Annotated in this window: 26 protein-coding genes; 3 read left to right on the forward strand and 23 right to left on the reverse strand. The window is 56.4% G+C overall.

The annotated features are described in order from the left end of the window. Positions 1 to 89: 89 nt before the first annotated feature. Both MO767_RS21855 and MO767_RS21860 read right to left on the reverse strand, forming a co-directional pair. The gene (locus MO767_RS21855; protein WP_282482189.1) at positions 90 to 2,195 is read right to left on the reverse strand and encodes a molybdopterin oxidoreductase family protein; all 2,106 of its coding nucleotides are present in this window, start codon (positions 2,193 to 2,195) and stop codon (positions 90 to 92) included. Positions 2,196 to 2,329: 134 nt separating this feature from the next. Then, positions 2,330 to 2,620, reverse strand: a complete 291-nt coding sequence (locus tag MO767_RS21860; RefSeq protein WP_282482190.1) for a hypothetical protein — start codon at positions 2,618 to 2,620, stop codon at positions 2,330 to 2,332. A 773-nt stretch (positions 2,621 to 3,393) separates the two neighbouring features. On the opposite strand from MO767_RS21860, the gene MO767_RS21865 reads away from it, so the two are divergent. Together MO767_RS21865 and MO767_RS21870 are read left to right on the forward strand one after the other, a co-directional pair. After that, entirely contained in the window at positions 3,394 to 3,726 is a 333-nt protein-coding gene (locus tag MO767_RS21865) for a hypothetical protein (protein ID WP_282482191.1), read from the forward strand. A 293-nt stretch (positions 3,727 to 4,019) separates the two neighbouring features. Further along, positions 4,020 to 5,309 carry a hypothetical protein gene (locus tag MO767_RS21870; RefSeq protein WP_282482192.1) on the forward strand — a complete coding sequence of 430 codons (1,290 nt, stop codon included), beginning with the start codon at positions 4,020 to 4,022 and terminating at the stop codon, positions 5,307 to 5,309. 278 nt (positions 5,310 to 5,587) lie between these two features. Here MO767_RS21870 and MO767_RS21875 read toward each other — a convergent pair whose 3' ends face one another. Then, the gene (locus tag MO767_RS21875; RefSeq protein WP_282482193.1) at positions 5,588 to 6,010 is read right to left on the reverse strand and encodes a cell wall hydrolase; all 423 of its coding nucleotides are present in this window, start codon (positions 6,008 to 6,010) and stop codon (positions 5,588 to 5,590) included. A 178-nt stretch (positions 6,011 to 6,188) separates the two neighbouring features. Between MO767_RS21875 and MO767_RS21880 the strand changes: the two genes are divergently transcribed. Further along, the gene (locus tag MO767_RS21880) at positions 6,189 to 6,353 is read left to right on the forward strand and encodes a hypothetical protein (protein WP_282482194.1); all 165 of its coding nucleotides are present in this window, start codon (positions 6,189 to 6,191) and stop codon (positions 6,351 to 6,353) included. A gap of 61 nt (positions 6,354 to 6,414) precedes the next feature. On the opposite strand, the gene MO767_RS21885 is transcribed toward MO767_RS21880, so the two are convergent. The 20 genes from MO767_RS21885 to MO767_RS21980 form a co-directional block, all read right to left on the reverse strand. Then, positions 6,415 to 7,620, reverse strand: a complete 1,206-nt coding sequence (locus MO767_RS21885) for a tetratricopeptide repeat protein (RefSeq protein WP_282482195.1) — start codon at positions 7,618 to 7,620, stop codon at positions 6,415 to 6,417. Between the two features lie 143 nt (positions 7,621 to 7,763). Then, a complete protein-coding gene (locus MO767_RS21890) occupies positions 7,764 to 8,579 on the reverse strand; it encodes a hypothetical protein (protein ID WP_282482196.1) in 816 nt (271 codons plus the stop codon). 18 nt (positions 8,580 to 8,597) lie between these two features. Beyond that, positions 8,598 to 10,535 carry a hypothetical protein gene (locus MO767_RS21895; protein ID WP_282482197.1) on the reverse strand — a complete coding sequence of 646 codons (1,938 nt, stop codon included), beginning with the start codon at positions 10,533 to 10,535 and terminating at the stop codon, positions 8,598 to 8,600. A 73-nt stretch (positions 10,536 to 10,608) separates the two neighbouring features. Further along, positions 10,609 to 11,085: a hypothetical protein gene (locus tag MO767_RS21900; protein ID WP_282482198.1), complete on the reverse strand. Its 477-nt coding sequence runs from the start codon at positions 11,083 to 11,085 to the stop codon at positions 10,609 to 10,611. 12 nt (positions 11,086 to 11,097) lie between these two features. Continuing rightward, positions 11,098 to 14,685, reverse strand: a complete 3,588-nt coding sequence (locus MO767_RS21905; protein WP_282482199.1) for a host specificity factor TipJ family phage tail protein — start codon at positions 14,683 to 14,685, stop codon at positions 11,098 to 11,100. Next, entirely contained in the window at positions 14,627 to 15,058 is a 432-nt protein-coding gene (locus MO767_RS21910; protein ID WP_282482200.1) for a hypothetical protein, read from the reverse strand. Before MO767_RS21910 ends, MO767_RS21905 begins: the two co-directional genes overlap by 59 nt. Continuing rightward, the gene (locus MO767_RS21915) at positions 15,059 to 15,544 is read right to left on the reverse strand and encodes a DUF1833 family protein (protein ID WP_282482201.1); all 486 of its coding nucleotides are present in this window, start codon (positions 15,542 to 15,544) and stop codon (positions 15,059 to 15,061) included. Beyond that, on the reverse strand, positions 15,541 to 18,426 hold the full coding sequence (locus MO767_RS21920; protein WP_282482202.1) for a phage tail tape measure protein: 2,886 nt from the start codon (positions 18,424 to 18,426) through the stop codon (positions 15,541 to 15,543). Before MO767_RS21920 ends, MO767_RS21915 begins: the two co-directional genes overlap by 4 nt. 51 nt (positions 18,427 to 18,477) lie before the next feature. Then, on the reverse strand, positions 18,478 to 18,735 hold the full coding sequence (locus tag MO767_RS21925; RefSeq protein WP_282482238.1) for a hypothetical protein: 258 nt from the start codon (positions 18,733 to 18,735) through the stop codon (positions 18,478 to 18,480). Then, positions 18,687 to 19,112 carry a phage tail assembly chaperone family protein, TAC gene (locus MO767_RS21930; protein ID WP_282482203.1) on the reverse strand — a complete coding sequence of 142 codons (426 nt, stop codon included), beginning with the start codon at positions 19,110 to 19,112 and terminating at the stop codon, positions 18,687 to 18,689. Before MO767_RS21930 ends, MO767_RS21925 begins: the two co-directional genes overlap by 49 nt. Positions 19,113 to 19,121: 9 nt before the next feature. Further along, the gene (locus MO767_RS21935) at positions 19,122 to 19,622 is read right to left on the reverse strand and encodes a phage tail tube protein (protein WP_282482204.1); all 501 of its coding nucleotides are present in this window, start codon (positions 19,620 to 19,622) and stop codon (positions 19,122 to 19,124) included. 62 nt (positions 19,623 to 19,684) lie between these two features. Beyond that, on the reverse strand, positions 19,685 to 20,053 hold the full coding sequence (locus MO767_RS21940; RefSeq protein ID WP_282482205.1) for a DUF3168 domain-containing protein: 369 nt from the start codon (positions 20,051 to 20,053) through the stop codon (positions 19,685 to 19,687). Then, positions 20,053 to 20,538, reverse strand: a complete 486-nt coding sequence (locus MO767_RS21945) for an HK97-gp10 family putative phage morphogenesis protein (RefSeq protein ID WP_282482206.1) — start codon at positions 20,536 to 20,538, stop codon at positions 20,053 to 20,055. The genes MO767_RS21940 and MO767_RS21945 overlap by 1 nt, the downstream gene beginning before the upstream one ends. Beyond that, entirely contained in the window at positions 20,531 to 20,869 is a 339-nt protein-coding gene (locus tag MO767_RS21950; protein ID WP_282482207.1) for a phage head closure protein, read from the reverse strand. Before MO767_RS21950 ends, MO767_RS21945 begins: the two co-directional genes overlap by 8 nt. Beyond that, complete coding sequence (locus tag MO767_RS21955; RefSeq protein ID WP_282482208.1) at positions 20,869 to 21,345, reverse strand: head-tail connector protein; 477 nt, start codon at positions 21,343 to 21,345, stop codon at positions 20,869 to 20,871. Before MO767_RS21955 ends, MO767_RS21950 begins: the two co-directional genes overlap by 1 nt. A 2-nt stretch (positions 21,346 to 21,347) precedes the next feature. Then, a complete protein-coding gene (locus MO767_RS21960; protein ID WP_282482209.1) occupies positions 21,348 to 21,593 on the reverse strand; it encodes a hypothetical protein in 246 nt (81 codons plus the stop codon). A gap of 49 nt (positions 21,594 to 21,642) precedes the next feature. Further along, the gene (locus MO767_RS21965; protein WP_282482210.1) at positions 21,643 to 22,902 is read right to left on the reverse strand and encodes a phage major capsid protein; all 1,260 of its coding nucleotides are present in this window, start codon (positions 22,900 to 22,902) and stop codon (positions 21,643 to 21,645) included. A gap of 9 nt (positions 22,903 to 22,911) precedes the next feature. Continuing rightward, positions 22,912 to 23,613, reverse strand: coding sequence for an HK97 family phage prohead protease (locus tag MO767_RS21970; protein ID WP_282482211.1), 702 nt, complete (start codon positions 23,611 to 23,613; stop codon positions 22,912 to 22,914). After that, positions 23,610 to 24,947, reverse strand: coding sequence for a phage portal protein (locus tag MO767_RS21975; protein WP_282482212.1), 1,338 nt, complete (start codon positions 24,945 to 24,947; stop codon positions 23,610 to 23,612). The genes MO767_RS21970 and MO767_RS21975 overlap by 4 nt, the downstream gene beginning before the upstream one ends. Beyond that, positions 24,940 to 25,104: a hypothetical protein gene (locus tag MO767_RS21980; RefSeq protein WP_282482213.1), complete on the reverse strand. Its 165-nt coding sequence runs from the start codon at positions 25,102 to 25,104 to the stop codon at positions 24,940 to 24,942. The genes MO767_RS21975 and MO767_RS21980 overlap by 8 nt, the downstream gene beginning before the upstream one ends. Positions 25,105 to 25,111: the final 7 nt, after the last annotated feature.

Below are 25,111 nucleotides of genomic sequence, written 5' to 3' on the forward strand. Positions count from 1 at the left end.
TCGGCTGAACTTTCCGACTCAGGGGTCGGCACGGTGGCGCATTGTAACGGAAACCCGAGCACCCTGCTCGGTCTCCCCGACAGACTCAGTCAAGCCGCTGCCACGGTCACTGGCACACCGTTCAACGCCGCATTGCCCGACAACTCATCGAGCTGACACTCGTCGGTCAAGTCATTGGCGCTGGAACCCGGCTGACCACTGGCAATGGTCATTTGCACGCCTGGCCGCGCATGGCCCCAACCGTGCGGAAGGCTGACCACGCCTTTCATCATATCCAGACTTCCGAGCACTTCAACTTCGATCTCACCGACCCGCGAACTGACCCGCACTCGCTGCCCGTCGTTGAGCCCACGACTGGCCAGGTCATCCGGGTGCATCAGCAATTGATGGCGCGGCTTGCCCTTCACCAGGCGGTGATAGTTGTGCATCCACGAGTTATTGCTGCGCACATGACGACGGCCGATCATCAGCAATTCATCAGCAGCCGGCGCTTGCAGTGCCGCAAAGCGCACGAGATCAGCAAGGATCGCGGCAGGCGCCGCCTGGACTCGCTGATCAGCCGTTTTCAGACGTGGCGCCAGATTGGATTTCAATGCCCCAAGATCAACACCATGAGGGTGATCAAACAACGTCGCCAGCGATAACTTGTGCTCCGAAGCGTCGCCATACAGCCCCATTCGCAAGCCATGATCAATCATCTGCGCCGGAGCAACGGTTGGTTTCAATGCTTTGCCAGTCTTCGCAGCAAAGGCCTTGGCCAGCCCCACGAATATCTCCCAGTCATGCAACGCACCTTCGGGCTTGGCCAGGATCGCGCGATTGAACCGACTGACGTTACGCACCGCAAACATATTGAAAGTCGTGTCGTAATGATCGTTTTCCAGGGCCGAGGTGGACGGCAGAATCAGGTCGGCAAACCGCGTGGTCTCATTGATGTACAGGTCGATGCTGACCATGAACTCCAAACCGTCCAGCGCCTGTTCCAGTTGCCGGCCATTGGGCGTCGACAGTACCGGATTACCCGCCACGGTAATCAGCGCGCGGACCTGCCCTTCCCCTTCAGTAAGCATCTCTTCGGCCAGTGCCGAGACCGGCAGTTCTCCACCATATTCAGGACGCCCGGAGACCCGACTCTGCCACAGATTGAAATGCCCACCTGAGGTGGACGCCACCAGGTCCACCGCAGGTTCGGTGCACAACGCCCCTCCTACGCGATCAAGATTACCGGTGACCAGATTGATCAGTTGCACAACCCAATGACACAAGGTGCCAAACGCCTGGGTCGAGACACCCATGCGGCCGTAACAGACCGCTGTCGGTGCCGCCGAAAAGTCCCGTGCCAGTTGGCGGATCTGTTCGGCAGGCACCGCGCACAGTGGGCTCATGGCCTCGGCGGTGAAATTCGCGACCGCCTCCCGCACCTCATTCAGACCGTCCACCGGCAAATGACTGTCGCGGGTCAGACCTTCAGCGAACAAGGTATTGAGCAGTCCGAACAACAACGCCGCATCGCCACCGGGGCGCACGAATAGATGCTGGTCGGCAATCGCCGCGGTTTCGCTGCGGCGCGGATCGACCACCACCACTTTGCCGCCGCGGGCCTGAATAGCCTTCAAACGCTTCTCCACATCCGGCACGGTCATGATGCTGCCGTTGGAGGCCAGCGGATTGCCGCCGAGGATCAGCATGAAATCGGTGTGATCGATGTCCGGGATCGGCAACAGCAAACCGTGGCCGTACATCAAATGGCTTGTCAGGTGATGGGGCAACTGGTCGACTGAGGTCGCGGAAAACCGGTTGCGGGTTTTCAACAGGCCGAGAAAGTAATTGCTGTGGGTCATCAACCCATAGTTGTGCACGCTGGGGTTGCCTTGATAGACCGCCACCGCATTCTGTCCGTGACGCTCCTGAATCGCCGCCAGACGTTCGGCTACAAGGTTGAAGGCGTCTTCCCACTCGATGGGTTGCCATTCACTGCCGACCCGCAGCATCGGCTGACGCAAACGATCCGGATCGTTCTGAATATCTTGCAGGGCGACGGCCTTGGGGCAGATGTGCCCGCGGCTGAATGTATCCTGAGCGTCCCCCTTGATCGAAGTGATCTGCACTGCGCCTTCGACTTCGGTGGTTTCGATGGTCAGGCCGCAGATGGCTTCACACAGGTGGCACGCACGGTGATGGAGAGTCTTGGTCATGGCCAGTCTCTGTCTTGTTCTGGGCGGGCAATATCGGCCGCGGGAACAAAACTATGGCGCCAGAGCCACTGCTGCGCCAGCGACGTTCGTCTTGTGAATTGGCGACTATCAGGCCAGCCGATGACCGTCGGGGATCAGTTCGGCGGCAGCCTCGGCGGCCCTTGCAACTGAATCTCCTGAATGGTTTCGATCTGCTCTTGAGCGACATGAACACCGGTGAGTTCACCGATCAGCCGCCAGTGCTCGTCGAGCCCGGTGCTGATGGTTGCCATGCGGTCGATCATCCGCCGGCCGGCCGCCTTGGTCACTTGGTCCTCACTGCGCATCAACTCGAAGGACATCGAGGTCATGGACGCGGTGAGGTGGGTCAGCGAGCGAGCCGTGAGGCCGAGTAATTCCATTAACTGTCGTTCTTTCGATTCCATTCCGAAGGCTTCCTGCGTCGTTCGTGCGTTAGTTATAACCCGCCACTTAGCATTAGCAAATGTTTCAGACCAGACACATCTCTCAATCCTAAGTACAAATGCTTCGAATGACAGGTCAGAAACCGACCGCTGCTATGCCGTCCCCGCCCCGTTTGATTGCAAAGCCCCGTGACCCCAGTGTACAAATGACGGGCTGCTGTCAGGAAACAGGCTTCAAAAGCGCTACTGCGGTCACCCCGTAGCCCCTCTGAACTCCCCTAAAAACCGTAGCCCTATTGGTAAGACGCGACATTTAATTATGACGTCTACATGGGGGTAAGCGGGGATTCGGCCTTTGATTTCAAGGGCCAAGCCCCAAGGGTTCCCCGTAATACTCCGTCGCTCCCCGATAAATTGGCCCAAGAATTGGCCCAGCCATCTCCGGCGTTCTGCCTGCGATAACCCAACGCAACACCGCGCCTCAGTGGTTGATGCCACCCAATTACGGTATCAAAGCCTGGGATGCCGCATAGAAACGAAACAAGGCCTTTTGAATCAAGGCCTTGAGTCCTAAATCAGCCAATAAAACCACCGACTTTTCCGACTCTTCTGAACCCAATAAACATTGGTCCAAACGGTTGCGTTTTGGGGAAGAATTCCCCGAAGAAAATCCCACCTACGGCGTTCTGCCGACCGAACACCCCAACCCAGAATCTACAACTCGTCGCCCTACCCTCGCTGAAACGTCGCGCCTCGATTACTGTATATCCAAACAGTATAGATAAGGTGCCGTCGTGGACCCGTACGAAATCGAAGACACAAGCGACTGGCTCGGCTGCCCGACCGAGCTGGAGACCTGTCGGCACCAACTCCGGATGTATGAGAACGAATTCGAGGAACTGAACCTGCAATTGCGCCAGGCCCGGGAAAAAATATTCACGCTGGTCGAAATGCACGCCGAAGCGATGAATCATCGTGACGAAGCCGTGGCGAACTTGCGGGAGCGTTCCGGTGAGGCCGCGAAACTCCGCAAGAAACTCTACGCTGCGAGAGAGCATCAGCGCGAAGCTGAGCGCCTTCGCGGGATACACAACGGCCTGACACCTCAGCCGAAACCTATCACTTGAGCACGGACAGAATGGCGCGCAGGTACGCCTGACCCGCCGCCAGCACTATCAGTCCTTGATCGCGCGCTCCCTCCCTCTCGACGCCACTGATTCATCCTAGGACTGTAAAGAGCCGTCCACCCCCTGCGGCTTGGCTCGGACCTTTTAGCGAAGCATTCCCTGGTTGAGTATTGCTCAGCAACTTGGTAGTGGAGTTGAGCGCGGGAAAAACAAGTAAAAAACGGGCATAATCAGGTCAGCTTCTACATAAATCACTAGCTATGCACCTAGTCAGCGAAGGAAACTTTCAAAGCATGGAAATAATCGAGTCCAGTAACTATTATCAACTGCAAAAGCACCCAACATCCAAAAAGTTGCTGGTTATATGTTCATCTCTTGATACAAGACATCCTAAATTTACATTTTGGAAGCTAGCGCAAAACCTAGGATGCAATTGCCTTTTCTTGAATAGCCCGATGACGCAATGGTACCGAACTGGTATTATCGGAATTGAAAATGGCTTAACGGGAATCACACAAAAAATATCTGAAATCAAAACAAGTCTGGGCATAGAAGAAACTATATTTTTCGGTGTAAGCATGGGCGCTTATGGTGCTATTTTGTTGGGATCGCTTTCGCGCGCCGACCACATTATTGCATTTTCGGTTGAACCATTACTCGGCATTCCGGGCGGTCGAACTGAAGTTACGCGCAACCAATTTCAACCGATATACCCTGACCTACGCGTATTAGACATACCAAAGATAAGCGTAGTTTATGGCGAAATGGATATATCTGACACAATAGGCGCCTATCTTTTAAGCGAGGCCTGCAAAGATATCAGAGTGTATCGAATCCCTTATGCAGAGCATGATGTTGCAAACAGTCTAAACTATAGGAGCGAATTAGTCCCACTCCTGCTGGACTTAATAAACAGCAAAAGCGCAAACAACAAATCTCTATTGCAAGGCGCTAGCTCAAAGCGTACCTACGACGTAATTCACAGAATCAGCAACGACTACCTTGGTCATAAATGGCAAAACGTATTAGCATATCTTGAAAGACACCTTCACTTGCTACCCAGCTCGCTACTACTAACGTTTATTTATGCGGTATGCAAATACAAGCTCGGCGACTACACAGGTTCTAAAGCAATCCTTATAGAACTGATCGAAAAGGAAAAAGAGTGCCCTCACGCATGGAACTTACTTTCATCGTGCGAGCTAAGATTAAAATCTTATGAGCGATCTGTAACAGCATCCGATATAGCCATCAAATTAAAACCTTTGTACAGCTTGTTTCACATGTCAAAATGCACTCCACTGCTAAAGCTTGGCCGAAACAAAGAAGCTTACATAGAAGTAAAAAGAGCCGGCATGCTTAATCCAAGACACAAGCCTTACATCGACGAGATCAATAGACTTGAGCTTCTACTAGATCATAACATAAGCACATCGGAAACCCTGAGAAAGGAAAATGAAGCCTCCGAACTAACGAAGCACTTAAATAAAGAATTTGACAATCAGAAAGCATTGTCATTCGACTTAAGGTACTTCACCCAAAGTAGCATATCGAATCTTATTCCGAGTGAAAATTACGCCTAATTCCATTGTGGTGTTCAAAACCCGCATCAGCTTGGTAGGCTCTTAAGACAGAAAAAGTCCGCTCCGCGGGCTTTTTCTTACCCGTGGGATCAACAACAATACACTGGCAGGAAATAGCTTCAACTCTGTCATGCCAGCACCCCGCCAGACGCTGACGCGCTTGCCGTCCGACCACTGATACCGAACCTATCCAGATTTCCGTTCCAACCCCAGCGCGGTCCGGTGCTGGAGCCCTTCCTCGGTCGTGGCCAGTACCCGAGAAAGTCTGCATAAGGCTTTCATGGTACATCCTTGAAAAAGACGTGCCTTCCAAGCTTCTGCGTCTGCCTCGCCTTCGCCGCCCAGGCCGGCGCCTTGATGCTAGTGGCGTAATAGTGCGTGGCACCGCCGGTGGGGTCCGGCACCTTTCCATCGATTACCTGGTCAGCGGCTATCCGCGCCTGAGCGAGCTCGCGGAACGGGATCTGCTTGGCGCCACTCAGGTAGGCAAAGTTTGGATCGCTCCTGTTCCAGCAGCTGAACTGGTAAGGCTTCTGGCACACGCCGGCATAGCCCTCTCCCCACCAAGACTTAACCTTGCCGTCGTTTACACGATTGCGAATTGTCCAAGCGACGGCGATCTGCCCAGTGAGGCTTTCACCGCGTGCTTCGCCCCAGAGAGTACGAGTAAGGACGTCATAGTCTTTTTCTGTTGCGGTCATCACCTTTCTCCAGGCGTAAAAAACCCGCTTTGAGCGGGCCGAAGATAAAAAGTACATCTGATTGCGTGTACACAAATCGACTGCCTAATGGCTGTCTACATCGGTTACCTGATAATATCCGTGCCAATCTCAGCCAATGGATGGTCTTCAGCCAACCAAAAGAATGAAAGGATCAGTTATGAGCAATGAGCATCAGATGCCAGAAAGCAATGAGCCAAAAGGCATCAACCTTTTCGAGAGTGATACTCCATTCACCCATCAACAAGAAGAAAGAATTCGCGAAATAATCCTAGAAGTTATTCAAAAAGAAAGCATCAAAGGCTGGGGCGACAAGCTAAGCTGAGTGATCATGTCGGCTGATGCATTGCGCACCAGCCGATAACCGCAAGAGCAACTTAAGTACTCTACCCGTTAATTAGAGCCTTCACGTCAGCAAGGCTTTTAGCGAAGATTGCATTTCCTTTATTAAGCGCAACTGCTCTTTCAAACACTAAAAGAGCCTTGTCCAACAAACCTAGATCCAAATATAACAGACCCAAGTTGTGATGAGGGTATGGATTTCGCGGAGAAATTTTCGCCGACTCCAGCAGATTAGATTCTGAGTCCGGATATATTTTTTGCTTTCTTTGAATTACGCCCAGCAAGTTATAGGACTCAAATTGCAGAGAGTCTAAATCGATGGATTTTTTAAGACATTCCGTCGCCCTGCGATAATTCCCGGTCCTGTAATATGCCTCCCCCAGGCGCAACATATACATAGAGCTATTCAAGTATCCATCCCTTATAGAGAGTAGATAATCAAGATAGCCAATGAAATTTTTTTCTCTTTTCAGTCCGTAGGCTATCCATAGGTCTTTTATTAACTCCTTGTTCTCGAGCATTGTGCCGGCACGCTCAAAGGACATAATTGAGCCTGTATCATTTATAGCTGCATCGATAAATTTTCCAATTCCAATTTCCGCATCAAACACCTGAACACCAGGATGCTCAACGCCACGAATAGAAAAAACCTTCACATTGCTGATGTTTGTAAAAGCAATAGCATTGATTAAGTCAACCTCATCCGACTCACTTGTAATCAAATAAAATATAGAGGTAGAATTTTTCACATAAGAAAGCAGAGTTGAATAACTTAGAAAGGCGTCTTTGCTTTTATGCTGATGGCTTCGACTCCCTGGCTGATCAAGCATTACTTCCGGACCAAATGCCACACACTTATCAGCGCCACCAACTGCGGCATATAGCATCGAACCATACGCCCCCATCGAAGTCCCGAACGTCATAACCCAACCGTTACCAATACCCCGAGCAATTTCTATAATTTTTTTTGCGGACTCGGTAAAGTTAGCGCCAACACCCTCAACGCCTTTTAAGTACCAATTATTTCCAGAGTCATTAACAAAGACAATATTAAACTTTGTATCAAGTATTGTTTTGTAGGGTTTAAAATTTCCTTTCGGGGTATTGACTGATGAAAATGCCACAACTGTTGGAAGATGCTTACCTCTGACAAGAGCCTTACAATAAGCACTTATGATAATTTCTTCGCCCTCACTAATTTTAGCGCCCGAATAGTTATCAATTTCTTGTTCTTTTTGTACGAACCCCATGAAAACCCCTGCCACCCACCAAAATTTTAACGAAATCATACATCAATTTGTTGATCGCAAAAATCATGCCCATTTTCATAGAAAAGCCAATCTGTCGGCGTGCCTTCCTCAATTCAAAATGGATCCTATTTGGAGGTTAAGTTTCAGGCGATTCCGTACTCAGTTTTCAGAGCTGCTATCAGGTCCGCGAGCTGCGACCTCCCCAACGCACTGGAAAGCACGGAATCACCGAACAAGAACAGATCCCCAACTTTTGACGAGCGCAGGCTCGAGGTGGCATTGCTATGATTGCCAATTTCGACGTAATCATCCACGGCCGGGGCATGCTCAGTAGTCTTCAGCATGGTTGCGAACGTGGCCGCCTGGTTGATGGCAAGGGACACGGTTTTAGTGTTGTTGTCGAAATCCACGACGGCAATAACCCATGTTCCGCCCGGACGAACAACGGACGCAAAGGGGGACGCCGCATCGCTACCACGGGCGGTGAAGATATTCGGCGGCGTACCCGCTGCGCCGAAATATTGAAGCGCGTTCAAATTAACGGTGTCGCCAGCGTTTGAGCCACCCAACAAAATGGGCGAAGTGGAAATTGCCACTGAGTCGATATCAGCCTGCCCAATATTCACGGTCAATACAGCGGTATAGGACGGCGTCTGGCTCCCCGCCGGCAGCCCCAGACCCGCTGCCAGAATATTGCTCAGCCCCAGCGCGCGCTTGCCGGCGACATCGAAAAGCTTCAGCGCGGTCGTGGTGCCCTTTGGCACCAGGCTAACGCCTGTCGCTCGGCAGCGACCAGATACGCCCCCGCCCGCCACCGCAGTCAACGAGCGTGCGCTGACGACGTGCTTTAGGTTGGACATCCTCGCGGCAATCCGGTCGGCGACAGTCATGTCAATGCGCGCCGCGCCAACACTTGCTGCGGCCGAAACGCCAGGAAGAATAATGATTTGACCAGCCATGAATTTAACTCCAACGAATTAGATGGTTGTAACGGGAACGCGCTGGTGACAGGCCCAGTTGAAAACTGGCTGGCCATAAGCATCGAGATCGGGGTTGCTGTCGCGCAAACACGCCCTCGGGCCAGTAACAGGGCCGGCCGCGGCATTGGTGGTACCAATGTCGGCGATCCCTATTTTTTGATTTGTTCCGGCAGGCACCGAATTCAAGGTGACGATTACCGCGTCATTTCCGACCAGGCGCACAGCCGAGACAGTCGCACTCATTGAGTCATCGACCCAGCGAATGCCCCAGTTGCCTGGATCAATCACGTTGACTGTGTCGATGACCAGCGGGCCACTGGGCACATGGAATTTCAGAGTCACCGTTGCGCCGCTTCGCACCGCCGAGACGCAATGGGTAGGAAGCCACGAATGGCCATCGATGATTGCTTGTCCTGCCCTGGCGTGCTGCGCGCCGAGACGCATCGAGTTCTGTGATGGCAGATGAATACCGTCAGGGCTGGATTGCGCCCAATATTTAGGTCCGGCGCACAGAAATCTTTTTGGGTTATCCAACGCGATCTGCAATTGCTCGAAGGGCACCAGCGACTCAGTGTCGCCGTATGCTGTCCAGTTGCTGATTTGATCCAGCAACAACGGGACACCCTGGGACTGCCCAGTAATGGCCTTGATGTCCATCTCGTAGTCCGCCTGCATCTGCATGAGGCGGCTGGTATAGAGGCCAGTAGCAGAGCTTCGATCGTTCTCGCCATGAATCCAGTCGATGAATGGCACTCGGTAGCCATAGCCGAGCCTGTCGCATTCAGCCTTGGCGGCAGTCACGGCGGTAATGGCATTGGCGTACGGCTGCGTGCCCTTCCAAAGATTTGTGATGCCAACCCCACCGCGACCGTGAACGCTGGTCAGGCTCGCCGCGCGCGCAGGCAGCCCGCGCAGACGGTTGATCTGCGCGGTCAACTGAACAGCAGGCGTCTCCCAGTTTTTGGCGATCATCGGTTTGAATGGCGCAACCATTCCCGAGGCCAGCACATCGGTATCTACTGTCAGACGGACTCCGTCCTGAATGGTCAGCAACCGATTAGCTGCGGGCGGCTGAAGCGTCGTCGCCGGCGATGTGGATCCCATGCACAGCGATTGGCCGCTACCAATGATGTGCAGAACCTCCAGAACAAAGGTCGCCAGCTGGCCAACCACTGGAACGCTCAGCGTGACCTGCTGGACGGGGCCGTCACGCTTTACAAAGAAGATCTGTCCACTGGCAACGGTTGGGTTGTAATTGTCACCCGAAGAGGTCAGTTGGTACGGCTCGCCACCAACCAACATCCAGATATCTTGGGCGCCATTTGGCCCAGACGCATAAGCCACTGGGATCGTGGAGGCCTGAGCAAAGGTGACAAGCTCTCCGCTCCATTTGATGCCCAGCAGAACAACGCCGTTCACATCGGTGATCGCCCATGCGTAGTCACCGATCAGGTCCAGCCCGGGAAGCTTGTCGAGAATCGCACTCACAACACCGTCGGCGCGGACGCCGAGGATTACTCGCAGAAACTCATCGACCACAGCCCAGGGAATCTCTGGAGAAAGTGTCCGCGACGGCGACAACTCATATGCAGCTTGAGCGGTTTCCGACGCCTTTTTTGTCCCGGTTGCATTAGGGTATCGATCAACCTCTGTCGCCACACCAGCATCATTCCGATAAAGAATCAGGTACTCCAGGCTCCCTGGCGCGAGAACACTGAAGTAACCACTAGATACTGTTCCAGCCAGTCCAAGAGACACGCTCGTGTAAACCATGGCACCGGACATCTGCGAGGCCAGGTCCGAAATAGCCTTGGCGTTGGTTGGGCGCATGACCCCATCACCGACATCCATCATCTTGATTTCGTCAGTCAGCAGCAGCTCGTTGGCCGCGTCGATCGTTGCTGTAAGTCGGGCGAGATCCGATGGTCCGCTCATATTTACTCCAGGCGTAAAAAAGCCCGCTCAGTGGCGGGCTATAGAATTGATATTTGTTTTGCGGGTCGCGCCGCTATGTCGCGCCAGGCCAAGACTTGGTGTACCAGCGCTGTAACAGGCCTCGCAGCCCGGCATTCATGACTCGTACGTCCATGCCGGCCAGAAGATCGGTTAGTTCGGCTTCGTTCAGGATGGGCATTTCGAATAGCGACAGAACTGCCGTATAGCGCCAGAGGTTCACACCGACCAGCTTCGGCCCATCATAAATGTCGGTGAATTGGGCTTTCGTCTGCACAAGCCCGAGCGGGCTTCTGATTGGGCACATGAACCAATCAGCCCAACCAATCCCCCATTTGCACCAACCCTCGAAAAGCTTCGCCTGCTCGGCATTGCAGAGCCATGAAACAGAGACCTCCGTCGGCACACTCAGGTACCGACGACGATTTCTGGCGCGACCCGTTACAAATTGAGATCGAACGATCGGGCTTGTTGGCTTGAAGCCGTACCCCTCCCTCAGAGGCAGCGGAATTCCGTCTGGCATTGTCAGCATGTTCCGCAGTCCTTATGTAAGGGCGAAGTTGTCGTCGTCCGCATAAACACGCGGGTCATAGTTGACGGCCTCCACGTCCGCCGAGTGGTCGCCGGGGTCGATTGATGTGATGAGGACTGGATAACACCAGCGGGTCGTTTCACCGAACAGCATGTGCGGTGGCTCTATCCCCCATGAGACATCAGGTTCAAAGTCCAACGAAGGCACCGAGACAGTGAAGTCGTCTACCCGTGTGACTGGCCAAGGCCCGCTAACCGTTCCGTCTGGACGGCGCAGACCAACAACGTGAGACGCGCCAGCCTTCCACACCAGCGGCTCCGAGCTCTCCAGAAGAACATGACCACCCTCTGACGTTGCATCCATCAGAATCGAACTTTGCCCGTATCCAGGTATGTCATCGGCCACCGCGTCATAGCTCATGTAGCCGCTATTGAGGGCATCAAACTCAGTACTCCAGCTGTAGCTCTTGTTTCGATAGACCTGGGCCCGTCTCAACCGCATGCCGTAGCGCCAAGCCCTGTCGCGGTCGGTCACGCCCTTCAGGGTGACCGTTTGGACGGTGTCCCCGGCATCCCCTGGCAGACGACACGGCACCACTTCTTCCGCCCGGGTCACCTCGTCGACATACTTGATGTCCACCCCGTCATAAGCGTCCGGCTCAAGCAGCGTGAAGTTGCGCTTCAGGCCCTGGGTCATGTTCTGCGGCGTGTACATGTGGCCGATCTGGGACCGCAACTCATCTCGCACCGGCGTCACGCTTCCGCGCTCCAGCGTGAACTCGGCGAATCCGGCCAGAAGACCGTCGTTCAGGCACTCCTTGACGGTGCTGTCATCCTCGACCTTGTAGTCGAAGTAGTCACCGCGACCGCTCCAGAGCTCGCCATAACGCGCCAGCTCTTCGACATCCATATCTTCATCGGTACCGCCGACGGACTTCATTACGTGGTTGACCCAAGGCACGATGTCACGCGTTGCGGTCGGCTCACTCCATGCACCATCCACCAGGACCGGCAGCTTCCTTGTGGCCACGACAGAGACCTGGCTTTGCGATTGCGCCGACAGCTTGTCACCGCCACGCACATACAGCGCGATGACCGTGACGCCCTCGTAGCTGTCTTTTTGCTTGGGGATTCGCGCGCGCATTCCGTACCACTGGACACGGTCAAACTTGGAGGTGCTGGTCGATTCTTCCCCAATGCGGCGAGCCCTGTACTCTGGCCGAATATAGGTCGGCATGGTGATGCGCCGTGTGTATCCCTGCTGGTCCTGGCTCATGGCTGTGAACGTGTAGGTTATCGACGTCCACGCACCGGCCGTCGCAGCATCGCGGTACTGCACCTCAACCTTCGCCGAAACCTGACGAATGTTTCCGTTTCGTTCGGTGTACCGGACAAGCCCCTGCGGGAAAAAGAAGTCCAGTTCGACGACTCTGACAAGCTCGCCAACAGGGCAGGCAACGAAAGGCCCCGCCCAATCCCCCTCGGTTGTCGAGTTGTCCAGGGTGATCTTGGCGCCGCTGGTTTCGAGATCGTCGAAGCCAGCCCAGCCCGTATCCTCGGCACCCGTATCGGTCAGCCGGATAACGGAAATTGACGAAGGGCCATGGCTTTCGTCGACATCCGGCGTGCCCTCATCATCGTCCACGGCATCGTCGGCGACCGAGGAGATCCTGTAGCGCAGATCGCGGTAACCGATGCAGCACAGAACGCTGCCAGCCTGCAGCCCTGATACAGGAGCCCCGCTGTCATGCGCCAAGGTCATTTTCGGCGGCTGGGCCGAGGTGGCGATATTCGTCTTGGAGCCGGTGACAAACGCCGGAGTGGCACCGAAAACATCGGTAGTCGAGCCGGTAAGCGTCAACGGCAGGCCGCTGTAAGGCGAACCGGCCTCAGTGATCTTGATGACGCCGCCACTGGCGCTGGCCACCAACCCCGAGCCGCTGATCTTGGCATTGATTGACGACACCAGGCCGGCAATGCTGCCAGTTGAAGTGTTCAGGGCTACCGCGCGAGTGCCGCGGGCGAACGCGGGCAGATCTGTGCCCTTGCTGACCTGAACACTATCGATCACTACGTTGTTGCCGTTGATGCCTGCGCGGTTGACGTAAAAGATCACACCAAACGTTGAGGGCGATGCAACAGTTACAGTGAACGAGTACCGAGTGCGCGTGGCGCTTATGGAAATGGTTGGACCTAAATTGGCCACACCATTCCAGATACCTGGCTGAATCGTTGCCCCGTCGATGCTGGACGATGCATCAAACGAAATGGTGTGCACGCCAGCCGACAAGGGCAAATTCCAGCCCGCGACGTTGTTGGTCGGCGACAGCATGAACCAAAGTCCGTTGGACGTGCTGCCGGTAGTGATCTGGAAGCCGAATCCAGACGCTGCGGCCGCGATCGCTATGCCCGCAACCGTGGTCCCTGCACTCACGGTAACGGTCGGTAAGGATGTAGACGTCGGCCAGCTGTAGGTGTCTACCAAGAGATTTAAGACTGGGCCGCCGCCAAGGATAAATGTGGCCGGCGTTGCCGAGTAGTCGTATCGAGCCGGGCCAGCGCTCGCGGTGATGCTTGAAGTGCTGCCAGCCGCTGCCGGTGTCGCTGGTACTGCAGCGGTGTAGGTCGACACCACGTAGTCGCCGGCATTGATGCCGGTGATTTCTATCTTCATGCCGACAAACGCTTCAAGCATGGAGAGATGGTTCCCGCTGACCACGGTAGGCCCGCCGTCCGCCGGTGTAGCGAACAGGTAGGGGTAAGAGCTCTCGATTCGAGCGATCAACCCAGCTTCCCATCCGTGCGGGAACCAGCCCGCGCCGACAGGAACCGAAATCACAAACTCGCTGAACTGCAAAGTATCGACAGATACCTGCGGATCAATTGCACTTGTGGTGGTGAGGGTCAGACCTGCACTGCCAGTTGAGGTCGAGCCCACCTCTTCGGACTTGTGCCACCACATGCGAGCGTCTTCCGCAGTGAGCGATTGGCCCGGCCCGTAGATCGTGTAGCTGGCAGTGCCGCCCAGCGAGGCGATAGGCGTTCCGCCGATGCGGACCTGGCCGGCGGATATCTCAAACTCACCGACACCAATGCACAGGAGCATTTCTACCCATTGAACTTTGGGGTCATCACCAAAATAAATACGGCCCGGGTTGAGGTAGTCGGGGAAGATCTCGTTTTTCCCCGAGCACTCGCGGATCACGTCTCCCAGTTTCACCTGGTTGGCTGTGGTCTTCGCCAGCCCCAGCGCTTTCCCCGTGCCGTTGTTTGCGGCGCTCGGCGTCATCAATGGCTTCTGAACCAGCATGATCACGCCAACGGCGACGATTGATGCCACGATTGCCCAGGCAGCAATCTCCAAGCCTGTTCCCTTTGGCTCCGGGTAAATGCGAACGGTGTCGGCTGTGCCGAATTCAACCTTGGCCCAGTGCGCCGGATCGATAAACAGCCCGTTGATCTCAATGCTGATCGGCGGCGATTCGTGCACTTGGTAGCTCTTCACATTGGCGACCAGCCATTCTTCGATGGTCATCACGCGATCAGTTTTGTAGCGCTCCAACGGCTGGCCTTCCAGCTTGCTCGGGTAGAGTTCGATCACGGTGATAACTCACTGTCAGATACTGTTCTTGGAATTTTCGCAACGGCTTGATGGTTGCGCCGGACGGTTTCATTTCCATCCCGTGAAGCCGGCCGTCCACCTCGACGATCACGGCGACGTGGAAGCAGATGCTCCCGCGCCACACGCAGGCGATCGCCCCGATCTGCGGCTCGCACCGTTCCATGGCGTCTACACCCTCATTCACCGCCTTGGTGAATTCCTTGGGCATGGTGTTGCGGACATAGCCCCAACTGGGCAGGAGTGGCAGGTCGTAGATCTCATGTCGAACGAGCCGGACCAGCCCCCAGCAATCCAAACGCGCAGGGCCTCGCCCGCCGTCCTCGTAGGAAGCGTCCAGGTATTTCTCGAACATTTAGATGTACCTAAGGCAGGGAGCGAAGGCCAAGGTGTACTTGCGACGAGGCCAAGCCAGGTTGATCAGATCGAAGTAGCCAGCGCTGAGCTGAACACTCGCCCCCTGCATGAATCCGTTCAGCACGGTCATCCGGTAGGGGCGCTCAGCTGGCTCGCTGAAGTCCGTGGAGATGAAGATCCGGAACACCAGGCCAATCCTCGCCCGAGCTTCCAGCGCCTGATCGATCAGTTGCTGGGCCTCACCTGTCACGTTGTCGATGGCGAAGGTCAGTGTCTGGTTGCCGCTGTTGTCCCGCTTGGGCAAAGACACGGCGAACCCCGAAGCGGTGAACTTCACGGTTGCGCCCGCTTCAGTCCTTGCCGTGACGTCATCAAAACCATGGCAGAGATAGATCGGCGCAGCCCACGCTGAGCAGTTCAGTTCGAGCGTAGGAATGATCACGGCCTGGCCGCCAGAGGCGTACAGCGTTTCAAGTGCCGTCATCGGCCCACCCTCTTCCACCCATACATTTGCTCCATTGCTTTGGCTGAGCTTGTCTGCGCTCGGAAGTTAGAGACGAAGATATCCATCATCTGCTTGCCATCCGGACCGGTGCTGTTCTGCACTTGGCCGGCGCGGCTGGCGTCTTCATGGATGTTTACCTCAGTTTTACCAGCGCCCCCGCCACCATCCTTGGACACGCGATCAAGCGTTCTATCCAGCTTTGCGCTGGTTTCAGCTGTGGTTACGCGCTCACCTCTCTTCAGATTCCAGGTGCCATCAGCAGGAACGTAGTCGATGCCGCTGTGCGCCTGGCCGTCGAGGGAGGCGCCGACTGCTGTCATCAGAACGCCAGCTGCTGCCGTTGCCGCAATCGCTGCACCAGGAGCTACTGCCGGGCCAACAAAAGGAATGCCCACCATTGCGGTAAATGCACTGAGGCCAGCCATGGCCACCTGCGCAGCAGCATAGGAAAGCAACGCATGGCCCACAGACTGAATGAAGCTTGAGGCTAATCCTTGAGCGTCGAGCTTGCCGGTTTCAGCCCACTCCGTAATCGCATCCGTGAGATTGTGGAATGTCTCGGCCCCAACGTTCTGCATCGTGCTGTAGAGGTCCATGCTTGCTTCGGCCTGAGTGGCCACACCGCTTATAAAGCCCGTCACACCCTGCGTCTGAAGGCTATCCACCCGGCTGTAATAGTCCTCTTGCAGGAGCACACGCTCTGCCAGGGCTTCCCGGAGCATTTCTGTTTCGGTGTCGTACAGGCTTTGGGTGATATCGCCGGCGTTCAATTGCTTCTGCAGGTCAGCCATCTGCTTGTTGTGATCTTGCTGAAGTGCCAGATCCTGTCGCATTCGCTCCCGGGTCTGTTCACCCATAGCGGCACCTGCAAGCTCCATGTCGAAACCCGTGCGAACGGTATCGTTTTCAGCGCGGAGGTTTGCTGCGAAAGCCGCCGACTTGGCAGACTCATCATTGGCAAGCTTCAGCCTCTGCAGAACATCGAGCTCCGCTACCAGGCCTTCCAATCTCTTTTGCTGAACTGCGTTGATGCCAACCAATTTGCCGGAAGCCAGTTCAAACCTGAGCTTGTCCGCTTCCGTTGCTTTCTTCTGCGCATCTGCGGAGGTATTGATCAAAGCGATCTGGCGCTGATAGTCGGTTACCGCATCCTCACCACGCTTGGTCAGCGCTGACGCCGCTGTGGCTGCTGCCGTAGCGGCTTGCTTCGAAGCAGCAGCGCTTTTCTTCTCTGCCTCGATCGCAGCTTCGCTGGCGTCCAGGGTCTTTGCTTTCGCAATGAGTAAATCACCCTCACCTTCTTTCAGGCCTGTGACGAGCCCAGCACCTATACGAGCGGCCAGCTTATCGGCGCTCGTCTTCTTGCCCGAGAGTAATATCTGCTCATCCAGCGTCTTCGCCAGGTCTTTGAAGGCTTTCGATTGTTCCACCACCACTGGCGCAGCAAGGATCCCGTTCAGCACATTGATCTGCGCGCCGAAGGCCTCAACCCTTTGCCGGGCAGTATCAAGCTCGCCCTGCGCGGTTATCAGCGATGCGTTCCATTCGCGCTGCCGGGCATCATCTGGATGATCACGGAGCAATCGTTGGTACTGGGAAACAGCGCTCTCCGCATCGAGTGCTCGCAGCTGCGCTTCCATCAAATCCTGGTTGATGTCCTGCAAGGCCGAGGCGGCCTGATTCTTCGTGAACCCGTCGAATGACTTGTTCAGGAAATCAATTTTGCTGGCAAGGGACGTCGCCGATTCATCTGCTTCATCGCCGCTCATGGCGAAGTAAGCAAGCGCGCTGGCGGCGAGTAGAACCACGCCTACCGGTCCGCCAAGCAACGCCATGGCAGCCGATGCACCGCGGGCAGCCACACCTATTCCGACCAGGCCAGCGGCTGTTGCCGGAGCTACGCCGGCCAGCCTGGCAAGCGCGAGCTGATAGCGAACAGCCTCGACTTGAGCCGCGGCGAAAGCGATGGCGGTTCCTGCGGCACTGGCGGCCAGGCGAGTTGCCAGCACGACCGCAAGGGCTGTCGCTGCCTGGGCAGTGAGCCCAAGCGCGGTGCGAGCAGCCGGAGATCCCAGAGCTGAGTTGAACGCCTCAACTGCCGCGCGGGCGCCGTCAAGGCTACCTTCGCCGGTAAGTAGGCCGGCGACCGTGTTGCGCAAGGCGTCGAGCGAACCGCCGAACGTGTCCCTGGCAGCAGCGGCAGCACCGCTATACGATTCCTCGAGCGCATTCAGGATGATTCCCTGCGCGCCCGCCACATCGCCCACGGACTCGAATGACTCCGCAAGCTTCTTCTGATCTTCGGTGAATCTGAAACCTTGTTTGCTAAGCGAGCTCAGGCCTTCAGTCGGTACATCTAGTGCCCGACCGATTGTTTCAGCTGCCTGCTGTACCGTGGTGCCGGTCCGCGCAGCCATGTCGGAAGCTGCTTGGAGAGCCCGAGTGAACTGATTGCCCACAACCCCAGTGAATGCCAGGAGCGCTGTCTGCGCCTGGTTGATATCGCCGCCGGAAAAGGTGGAGGCTTTCTCCATGGCGTCAGCCATTCCGTTGAGCTGGTCTCTACTGAACCCGGCAGACTCGCCCGTAGACTTGAGTACCGCTGCAAGCTGGGCTTGTTCCTTTTCAGCGTCCCGGGTCTCGGTGATGAAGCTGGTGAGCACCGCTCCCACAGAGAAACCGGCAACAGCGCCCGCGACGACTTCGCCAAGTGCGCTCCATGCGAGCGAGGCCATGTTCGCGGAATCGGCAATCCCTTTACCAGACTTCCGAGCCGCCACCTCAGCCTTGTCCAGAGGACCGGTAAAACCGCCGATACGCGCGATAAGATCGAGCGTTAGCGTGCCCAGTGAATTAGCCATCTATAACTCCAAGCGACACCGGCCCTTTCGGATTGGTGAAAGGACCTATTTTTATGCCCATGTCTCCATCGCCTGTTCCAGCGTCAGCGGCTGCTCGGATTCGTGGGGCATGAAGTCGTGGATTTTGAAGCCGCCCTTCGCGCTTTTTGAGTTGGCATAGAGCGCCGCCAGCATTGCCGTGCCGCGCTCTATACGCATTCCCCAGTTGAGCGATCCTCGCTTTTGGCGATATCTCACCCAACTGCGAAACTCGGCAAGGCTTAGGCGTTCTTTGGCTTCGGCGATCGTGGAGCCGATCGAGATCGCAATTTCGTGCCAGAGCTCGTCTTCGTCGGAGAGCTCGTCATCTTTCCCAACTGGTTTACCTCACCGATTACGGTGAGGAGAGCCATGGAAAGATTTCCATCGAGCGCGCCCCGCTCAGGATCAGCTGCGCCTGTGATGTCACCTACGGTAAAGACCGGGTTACCGGCCTCGTCGCAAATGCTCACGGCGATTCGCCCAGCCACGCCATCCTGCTTGCCTACGCCAGACATCAAGTCGCTCACGGCGGATTGATACCCAAGCGGCCGAACGAAAACAGTGGCGGTGTGCTCGGTATCACCTTGCTTCCAGGTGATCTCTTTCTTCACCGGGCGGCCCGTGAAAGAACCCCGCTCCATCAGAGATTGAATACTCAGCTGCATGATCGATCCTTAAGGAGTGATGGTCTTGCGGATCCAGGCGGAACCGCCCGAACGCTGGATGGTGGCAGCAGTGGTCACCACGGTGTTTGCCGCGAAGTCGAACGGGAAGTCCGCAACGTAGCCCTCGAAGATGAACCAGGTTCGGGTCGTAGGAAGCTCGAAATCATCCCCGGCAACGTTCACTGTTGGAGGGATTCCTTTGCCGTCCGACCAACCGACCGCCCAAGAGACGCTCTCGATGCTGTCGTCCTCGGAAAGCTGGTACAGCCGGATATGGGACGCGTTGCGCGAATCGGCGTTGAGGGTCAACGACGCCTGTCCAGGTGTGCGCAGGCCGCGAATATATCGGCGGACGGTCTCGCTAAGACAGGTGATCTCGATCTGGTCCGCAGGGTTGCCGCCCGGACTTAAGGCGGTAGCACATTCGATCTCAACGACTTCAAGAGTTGAAGGGTTGGCAACGCTCGGGATGAGAGCGAAAACCTGAGTGCCTTGGGTGAGCATCGACATGGCATTCTCCAAATGTCGGGCATAAAAAAACCCGCACATGGCGGGTCTGGGGTTGAAGTTTTCTATCTGGGTACAAGCCAGTCGATGTCGAAGCTCGACCGGTAGTTCTTTGTGGCTGAGTCCTTCGATTCGCCTCCCCATCGCGTGACATACGCGACGAGCTCGATCGCGGAGCTGATAGCGGTGGTCACGGCTCTGGCCGAAGTCGCGGTGGCGGCGTAAACATCAACCTGCAGTGTGTATCCGTCGAGATCAGGGCGACCTGCGAGGAAGTTCTCAGGGCTACCGTTGATTAATTGCCAAACCGCATAGGGTTTCGCCACTCCCTCTGGAGCTTCACCAAACGGATACAGCCTGGTGGGCACGGCCCCGAGCAATGCGGTGACCTGAGGGCTCGCGGCACATACCGCAAAGATTGGTGCTGCTGCCATCAGGAACCCCCTCTCGACTTCGCTTCGCGCTTGATGGCCCGATCAATCGTCTTTTCGTAATTTGTTACGAACGCATCCGTCGCCGCATTGATACTGTCGGCAAGCGCGTTCCTCATAAACGGATCTGCCGCAATTGTTTCTGTCCCGAATTCCAGCAGGCGCCAATGAGGGGTTGGGCTATTCTGCGACTTTTCGCCGCCATCCTTGAGCACCGCCCCATGCTTAACGCCGATTCGGAAACCAAGATCTCCAGTGGCTCTGAACAACCGTCCGTTCCAGCGCAGAGCGATGTTGTCGGCAATAGACCGCCCCGTCTCCGCATCATCCAGGCGCAGAGCACCTTCCTTTGCCTTGTCCGCTATCAGCTGCGCCGCCTTGCGCAGAGCCGATCGCCCGCCCTTGCGTTTCATGTCGTAGTTAACCGTCCTGAGCTTTTCGAGCAGCGAATCCACACCGAGCATGCTGAACTCAACGGTCTCAGCCATCGTTCACTCCCTTCGCCACCAGGATGGTGAGGTACTCAAGGCCCGAGACCGGATCGGGCATTGGTTGCCCTTGAATGTTGTACACATCGCCCCGGTGGATGATTCGCATGGTCGGCAACACACCTGCGCGGTACCTAATCACCATTCGCCCAGATGCTTCGGACTGGCCGGCCTGTGCGGCGATCAGATCGCGGGCGCTCAGCGGTTCAACGGAGGCCGGCACCCTCTCCCACACCGGCGCCCAGCCCGGTAGCATTTCACCGGTTTCAGGATCCTGAACCAGTCCGGGCGCCTCGAACGCTATCCGGTGCCGCAACTTACCGGCACGCATCAGACACCCATCCCGACGCGATACGGCGTCAACAGAGCTTTGGAAGCCTGGGGCAGTTCGGTGGCGATAGTGCCGGTGACCACCTCTTCACGATTGGCAAATAGATGGCCGAGTTTCAAGAGGCAGGCGGATTGAATGCTGGGGTTAATCACGATTCCGCGGGCGTCTCGCGTGGCGGCGTCCAGCGCTTCGGTAAAAGAAAAAGTCGCATCGGCCAACGCTTCGCACCGCAAGAGGTGATCATCGGTCAGAGCAGCAGCGGCCAAGGCAGCGTCATATTTGATGCGAGCAGCGTTCCGAGTGGCGGGCACTTGCAAGCGAGCAGCATCAAGGGAAGCCTGATCAACAAAGAACGAGCGCTGGAGATAGGCCATCCCCGCATCTTCGGCACCATCCAGTTGCGACTGGACGAGCTCCTGATCCTCCGGCTCGGCCAAAAGGTGCTTCATCGCCAATTCGATGTTGATCACGCTCATGATTATTTAGCCTTGTTTTTCAGCTCGGGTTTCGGCTTTTGGTTAGCCTCTGGAGCGGCTTTGTTATCCGCTTCCTTGGCCTGTTTGTTTTCGGGTTCGGCCGCCTGCTTCACGTCGTAATCCTCAATCAAACCGTTTCGGTGAAGCTCCTTGGCGCGGAACTCATCGACGGTAATGTCACGGCCTTTCTTCACGTACTCATGACCGTTAAGGAAGCCCTTTTTGGTTGTCACTTCGATATCTGGCATTAGCACACACGCCCGGTCACCCGGGCGCGCTCCATGGATGATTTAGGAATTAAGGCGTTGGGTCTTCGAACTCGCCGTGCACGAACGATTCAGGACGGTAAACAGCCAGCGCCAGGCGCTCTTCGGCACGGATGGTGACCATGTTGGTGCGGAAGTTGTCGCCGTCTTCGGTCGAAACCTCGACAGCAGCGTCTTCGCGGTCGAACACCTGGGCAGCGATGTTCATTGCGCCCACCAGGAACTCGCCTTCAGGTACCGCGTTGCTGTCCACAACTGGCAACTTCCAGAGACGCTGGACGCCGCCTTCTTGGACGTTGACCCAAATGTAGGAACCGGTGCTGTCCTTGGTCAGCTCGATATCGGCCCAGTCGACCGGGTTCAGCGCGATGGCAGAAGCGCGGTATTCGGCGACCCGCACTTGCAGGATCGCGCGGCGCAGGGTGTCGATCTTGGTGTCGCCGGCCTTGCGCAGCGCTTCGTTGAAGGTGGAGGCTTGCGGGATCAGGCCCAACAGGTTTTGCCCGGTGCCGTCACCAGCGAGGATCTGCTCTTCTTCTTTGTACTTCAGGCCGTAGATTGCGCGGCCGTTGATGTAGCTCTGCAGCAACGGGATGTCCGACAGGACCTGCTTCGAGGCTTTGAACCAGTGAGCGATGGTTTTGACAGTGGTGGTGACCATGCCAAACGACAGATCGGACTGGGCCTTCAGCGCGCCCTCGCCTGCCTGAGGAGCTGCCATGTTCTGGAAGCCGGTCTCTTGCACGAACTCAACCGCATTGGAAGCGGTTCGGCCAGGCATGATCAGATCGCGGATCGTGAACTGACGCTCAGGATCTGTGATGATCCCGGCAACGCGAGTTGGCTGGATGCCGACACCCACGCCGCCCGTGCCAGTGGTGGCACTGGTGATATTGGTGACAGCTTTCAGATTCAGCCGCGCGATACCGCGACCTTTCGTGGTCAGTGCCTGGTAGTCGTCCGATTCGGACAGCTGTTCGCCGACGGACTTTTGCTCAGTCGGATCGTTGGCTGCGAAGCGACGAGCGAGCTTCTGTTCGATGTCTTGGAAGCGATCCTGCAAAGCCAGGCCATCCTTCACCAAACCATCCAGAATGGTCTTGGTCTCGGTCAGCATGGTCCCGTGTTCCTTGATTTCCTTGTTCGCTTTTTCGGCGAACGCTTTGATTTCTTGGTCGCGTTGGTCCAGCAGGTCATTGACTGCTTTCAGCTGGATCTTATCGTCTGCATGCTCCTTGCGGTGCATCTGACGGTCTTCAGCGCGAGCCTGGTTGCTCATGGCGTTATGCATGGTGAATCCTCAAAACGAAGGGAGGGACAGTGCGGGGCGCGACTTAAGCGCCTCTACGACTTCAATTGCTGCCAGGTCGCCCGCGGACTCGCTCCGGAGCAGATGCTGCAGTCCGCGATTGGCAATCACCGCGGACTGAGTTTTCGAGAAGCCTGCCTCGCGCAGGAGCAGCTCAAATTCGGGAAGTGAAGGCAGACCGCCGTGGGCCAGCTTCGACTTGATCGTGTCGGTTCGGGCTTCGTCGTTGGCCGGGACTGTCACGATGGAAATCTCGACCAGGTCGAGTTTGGTCAGGGTTCGGATCCGGGTCTTCTCGTCGAAGCTGGATTCACGTACGTAGTAGCCGATCGACAGGCCGGTGATCGATCGGGACTTCATGCCCCGCATGGCGATGCGCGCATACGGCGCATCAGCCAGCCAGAGCTCGCCATCACCAAACAAGCCCTTGGCGTCCTCTTTCAAGGTATCCATAGACCAGGAGCCGATCGGCTCTGCGGTGCGGTGCTGCCACAGAACCGGCAGCGACCGAGCCTTCGCCTTCAAATCGGCGATGGACTCGAGAAACGCGCCAGGGGCAACCACTTCGTTGTAGCTGTCGATCACGCCGAACACGGAACCGTACCCAGAAAAAAGGCCGTCATCGCTGACAGCCTTTACGTCGTAGTCGAATGAGCGGTACTTCACCGCCACCGATTGGTCTTTTCGGTTCATTCAGAATTACCTTTTGGCTTGTCGTTGAGCCAATCAATCAACGCTGAACGCGCCTGCTGGGCATCGCCGGCATCGCCGCCGAGCTTGTCGATCGGCAGCATGTTTGACTGAACTGTGAGCTGTGCGGCGTTGCCGCCTTTGGGTGCGAGGTTTTCTTTGATCCGGCACTCGTCGCGAGTGTAGATACCGTTCTGGGTCATCGAACTGTAAAAGGCCGCGCGAGCAGCGCTATCAGCGCGAAGCAAGCCTTCCGGGTTGAACTTGGCGTAGAACCGGCGGCGCTCTTCGGGGCGCAACAGACGCCGATTAATGCTCTGCTCGATACGCTTCATCCAGGGCAACAGCGTGAAGCTCAGGAAACCGAGCATCTGCTGCTCCATGCCCGTGCCCCAGCTGGTGCTGTTCGACGTGTGGCCGACCATCCAAGGCGGAACACGAAACCACCGGCAGATCTCTTCTACGTTGAAGGCCCTGGTTTGCAGCATCTGGGCATCCTCAGGGCTCATCGACACCTGCTGATATTTCATCCCCGCTTCCAGGACCATCGTCTTGCCAGTGTTCACGGCGCCGGCGAACTTGGCCGCCATGTCCTCGCGGATGTCTTCCCGCTGAGCCTTGTTGAGAATCTGGTCGGTCGATAGAACGCCGCCGAGCTTCATCCCATTTGCGAACATCTTGCTGGCCGATTCATCGGCGGCCATCGCAGCGCCGAATACATTGCGTCCCATGGCAACCGGGCTCAACCCGAACATAGGATCCGTACCGAACCCCCGTGTGTGCATCATTTGCTCATCAAGCAGCGTGTGAGGCTTGCCCTCGCTGTCGATGAACCGGTATTCGATAGCGCCGCTACTCGTGCGCCGGGGCGGTGAAACCGACTGCGGAAGAATGAACTCCAGCGAGGATAGATCGCGGCCAACCAAATGGGGCTCATTGAAACTGTTGCCGCTGAGCAGCAAGCTGGCCACCACGCATTCCCAGAACTCGACAGGGGTTTGGTCGGCGTTCGGCTGCTGGCTGATTACACGGTGTACAGGGTGAGAAGTGGCCACCTCCGGCACGCCGTTTTTATCTTCGTAAAGCGCGATCGGGAGAGTGGCCAACGTTTCGGCGATGAGTCGAACGCAGGCCCACACCGTCGACAGCTGAAGCGCTGTCTGCTGGCTCACCGTTTTGCCCGACGCCGAATCGGTGCCGTAGTAGCCGTTCCAAAAGGCAGCATCACCGAGACCGATACGCCGGCCAACCCAACCCGCCAAAGAAGATTTGACCAGCCCAGGCTCTGCCGATTTAAACAGCGCCTGCCGCAATACTGACTTGAGAGGTTTATTCACCGGTCAGCCCCTTGCGAATGAATCCAGCGGCGGCCAGGAACGATGCGGCTGCGGCAATAAAGGCCCAGCCGAGACCGGCCAGGAGAAATACGCCGGCGACAAACAGGCACAGAGCGGCCACGGCCGCCACGATGAAGAGGATCAGGCCTGTATCCATGGGTGAG

This window comes from Pseudomonas sp. UYIF39, assembly GCF_029963765.1.
Lineage (GTDB): Bacteria > Pseudomonadota > Gammaproteobacteria > Pseudomonadales > Pseudomonadaceae > Aquipseudomonas.